This window comes from Allocoleopsis sp. (assembly GCF_036703385.1).
Classification (GTDB): Bacteria; Cyanobacteriota; Cyanobacteriia; order Cyanobacteriales; family Coleofasciculaceae; genus Allocoleopsis.
Genome location: NZ_DATNPA010000169.1, coordinates 1 through 4,091 on the forward strand (window position 1 = coordinate 1; position 4,091 = coordinate 4,091).

The window sequence follows — 4,091 nt, forward strand, 5'->3', positions numbered from 1 at the left end:
CCGGCTACCACTCTAGGCTCTCTGGCTAGGGTTTTAGGCATTGCAGGAGTGCCTTGGATTTTTGTATTTTTAGAGCCGAACCTAGGAACGTCTCTGGTTTTTGGTTCGATTACCATGGGCATGCTCTATTGGGGGAATACGAATCCAGGCTGGCTGTTGCTGATGATTTCTCCCGTTGTTTCTGCGATCGTGTTTACCGCGTTTTTGCCAGCTTGGTTCGTCTGGGTGATCGCGATGGGAATCATTGGTTGGAGGAGCTTCCCCTGGCCGATTTTAGGCTCGTTGGGAGCTGTCGTGCTGAACTCGCTTTCAGGAGGACTGGGAAATCTGTTGTGGAGTTTGCTCAAGGATTATCAGAAAAAACGACTGACTCTGTTTTTAGACCCTAATCAAGATCCTCTGGGAGGGGGATATCACCTCATCCAATCGAAGATTGCGATTGGAGCAGGTGAACTTTGGGGCAGAGGACTGCATCAGGGTACCCAAACCCAACTGCGCTTTATTCCAGAACAACATACTGACTTTATCTTCTCAGCAATTGGAGAAGAACTCGGCTTTATTGGCTGCATGTGCGTTCTCCTCGGCTTCTGGTTCCTCTGCCTGCGCTTGGTGATTATCGCTCAGAATGCGAAGGACAACTTTGGCTCTTTGATCGCGATCGGCTTTCTTTCGATGATTGTCTTTCAAACCGTCGTTAACATTGGCATGAATATTGGCTTGGCTCCCATTACTGGTATTCCGTTACCCCTGTTAAGTTACGGGCGATCGGCATTGCTAGCTAACTTTTTAGGTCTCGGAATAGTGGAGTCGGTTGCCAACCATCGACCTCGATTGAGATTTTAGTTATGAGTTATTCGTCATTAGTCATTGATCAGTGCTATGGATGGGTCGGTAATGATTGAATGACTCATGGCCAGTGGCTCCTAGTAAGCTAGAATTACAACCTCAGTGAGTAGAGAATTATGATTCTTCCCGGTTCGATTGTTCGCGTGACTAATGTCAACGATATTTACTACCACTTTCAGGGACTAGTTCAACGAGTCAGTGACGGTAAAGCCGCTGTACTCTTTGAAGGCGGTAACTGGGACAAACTCATCACGTTCCAGCTATCCGAACTCGAAGAGGTAGAGCTAACAACCGGTAAAAAGGGCAGATAGTGAGTAATCATTAGTCCTTGGTTCCTAACTAATGACTACTCACTAATAACCAACAACAGATAACGAAACTATGCGTCTTCCCTTGCCCCAGTTTGCCATTGGCGATCGCCCTGACAATCATATTGCTGAGGTGATCGAAACGGCAACGACGGAATTTCTGGCCCAGTGCTTAGAGCCAGAGGATTTGAGCTTTCCCGTCATGCCTCCCTTTGGTAGCTGGGTCAGGTCGGTTGATGAAGAATCAGGCAACCAAGTTCTGGCGGTTGTCTACTATGCCACCACAAGTCCAATTGACTCCGTTCACCGAGCTAGAGCGCTGGGGTTGTCACTAGAAGATTTGCGCGAGCAGCAACCCCAAATTTTTGCCATGCTCAAAACCGAGTTTCGCGCTGCGATCGTAGGATTTTTACCTCCCGATCGCGGAGGAAATGGCTCAAGACAGCCGAGCGGGCCGGTCTATCAATATCTTCCCCCCCGTCCGCCACAAATTCACCAGGCGGTCTACCAGTGCGCGCCAGCAGAAATCGTTCATTTTAGCGAACAGTTAGATTTTTTGCGAACGCTGTTGCAAGTGAATGGAGCCCCTGTAGAGGCATTAACAGCAGCAGCGATTCGGGAGGTTTATCAACTGCGCCAAGGCGATCGCGAATGGCTAGTTAAGGCAGGACGAACCTTGAGCGTTCTGCTGAAGGATGACTACGATCGCTTGCGATATATTTTAAGCCAACTGCATTGGTAAGCAGTATCAAGCCATCTAGTGGGAAAATATAAATACTTGCATTCAGTGGGAATGTTTTCAGCAGTGGTAAAGTGAAAACTGCTTATTTTTGGCTTATTTTGAACATTCTTCCAGTAAAATTAGGCAGAATCGTCAGGCGAATTAGACGAATTAAATAGGATTACTTTTCCTGTACGTCAGGAAATATCTAATACCAAGTTGCAGTCTAATGTAGAATCTAAAGCTGAGAGTCATGAATAATGTAAGCTTATGAGTCGAGTGAGTAGGGCAGAGTCTCATTTGAGTGTGGAAGCGGTTGAACAGAAACTCAAATCAGCCCACAGCTATTGGCACAGACAAAAATGGCTAATTGTTTACAATGGCTTGGTTGATCCTAGACCTGCCACCGAGATCGCCAAGCAAACAGGGGTATCAGTAGCTACGGTTCATAAAGTGATCTCCCAGTACAACCAGATAGGAGTAGCTGCGTTAGAAACAGCAGGGAAAGGGGGCAGATACAATAGTTATTTAACCCAGGAACAAGAAAAAGAATTTTTAGGAAAATTTTTAGAACAAGCAGCAAAAGGACAGATTCCCACCGTTAGCCAAATCAAAATTGCTTATGAACAATTGGTGGGTCACTCAGTACATAAAACAACGATTTATCGGTTGTTAGATAGACATCAATGGCGCAAGATTGTACCAAGACCTTGCCATGTCAAAGCCGACCCACAAGCACAAGAAGCTTTTAAAAAAACTTTCAACAACAGGTCGAACAAATCTTACAAACAAGAGAACCCGAAGATAGCAGACCTGTATTGATCATGGCAGCAGATGAAGGAAGATTTGGTCGTTTGGGTGAGGTAAGGGCTTGTTGGTGTCCTCCTGGCATTAGACCAGTTGTCCCGAAACAACAGGTGAGAGAGTATGTTTATGCCTACGCGGCTGTAGCTCCGCACTTAGGGCAAATGACCTCTTTAATACTGCCCTATGCCAATACAAAAATGATGAGTTTGTTTCTCAAACAAGTCTCTCAAGACTTTGCTGAATACTTCATCATCTTGCAAGTAGATAGAGCAGCTTGGCATCGGTCAAAGAGTTTACAAATCCCGGAAAATATTCGCATCCTACCACAACCCTCTCATAGTCCTGAATTGATGCCTGTTGAACATATTTGGGAAGACATCAGGGAGAACTATTTCTACAATCGGATCTTGAAATCAATGGATAAGGTGGTGGACAGCCTTTGTCAGGGGCTTGTCGCACTTTCATCCGATCCAGAAAGGTTACGTTCTCTAACTTATTTCCCTCATCTGAGAATTAGCTGCTAGGACGCAATTTAATCTGACGCTTTCGCTCTGGCGAGAACAGCGAAAGCGTTGCGACTCTCAAACAGTCAGCACCGAGCGGGCCAGAAGGTTAACTTCCCTCTTCTGGCACACAGCCCGGTCAATTTCTGCTGCAAAGCCAATCGCATTGCCGTATTGCGTTTGCCTATGCCTGATGTCCAGCAGCAACGCGCCTTTCCGCACACCCAAACACCCTTGAGCTGTCATAGCTGCTGACAGCAGGAATTACGGTCGCCTGAATTCGTCAATCAAGTTAAACATCGCGGGCACCAGTTGCTCATGAGTCTGGCAGCCGTCACAAATTATAATCTGCCTTTATTAATGGCTCTCGGCTCTAGATTCTACATTAGACTGCAACTTAGTATGACCCCAACAGCCAAGACAGCTTGTTACCACTCAACGGAGTTTTGAACTATCAATAAACAGTAAAAACTCAAAACGCCGTAAAAGGTAAAAAATTTTGACGCTTCGCTACCTTTACACCAACCCGCCCAAGAAGGTTTGCAACAAGAGCCAAACATTTAAGCTGACAATAATTAGAGTAACTATCCAGCTGAGAGCTTTGAGCCAAAATGGATTAACAAAATCACCCATCAAACGGCGATTGCTCGTAAACATCACTAAGGGAATCACCGCAAACGATAACTGTAAGCTTAAAACAACTTGACTGAAAACTAGTAGGCTACCTGTACTCTTTTCGCCAAAGAACACGATCGCAACCAACGCCGGGACGATAGCAATTAATCGGGTGGCGAGACGACGTAACCAGGAGGGAAGGCGCATCTGCAAAAACCCTTCCATCACAATTTGTCCAGCTAAGGTGGCTGTCAGCGTTGAGCTTTGCCCGGAAGCGAGTAAGGCGATGCC

General features: G+C 46.1%; 6 protein-coding genes. 5 read left to right on the forward strand and 1 reads right to left on the reverse strand.

All coding sequences use genetic code 11. The features are described 5' to 3' along the window. From V6C93_RS08675 to V6C93_RS08695, 5 genes are all read left to right on the forward strand, one after another. A partial coding sequence (locus tag V6C93_RS08675; protein WP_333476257.1) for an FtsW/RodA/SpoVE family cell cycle protein occupies positions 1–843 on the forward strand: 843 nt, incomplete at its 5' end. 119 nt (positions 844–962) lie between these two features. Beyond that, the gene (locus V6C93_RS08680; protein ID WP_333476258.1) at positions 963–1,157 is read left to right on the forward strand and encodes an NAD(P)H dehydrogenase subunit NdhS; all 195 of its coding nucleotides are present in this window, start codon (positions 963–965) and stop codon (positions 1,155–1,157) included. A gap of 70 nt (positions 1,158–1,227) precedes the next feature. After that, complete coding sequence (locus V6C93_RS08685) at positions 1,228–1,896, forward strand: HAS-barrel domain-containing protein (protein ID WP_333476259.1); 669 nt, start codon at positions 1,228–1,230, stop codon at positions 1,894–1,896. Positions 1,897–2,181: 285 nt separating this feature from the next. Continuing rightward, positions 2,182–2,697 carry a helix-turn-helix domain-containing protein gene (locus tag V6C93_RS08690; protein WP_333476260.1) on the forward strand — a complete coding sequence of 172 codons (516 nt, stop codon included), beginning with the start codon at positions 2,182–2,184 and terminating at the stop codon, positions 2,695–2,697. Beyond that, complete coding sequence (locus tag V6C93_RS08695; protein WP_333476262.1) at positions 2,655–3,206, forward strand: IS630 family transposase; 552 nt, start codon at positions 2,655–2,657, stop codon at positions 3,204–3,206. The genes V6C93_RS08690 and V6C93_RS08695 overlap by 43 nt, the downstream gene beginning before the upstream one ends. 495 nt (positions 3,207–3,701) lie before the next feature. Here V6C93_RS08695 and V6C93_RS08700 read toward each other — a convergent pair. Beyond that, positions 3,702–4,091: divalent metal cation transporter (locus V6C93_RS08700; RefSeq protein WP_333476261.1), on the reverse strand; the 390-nt coding region annotated here is incomplete at its 5' end.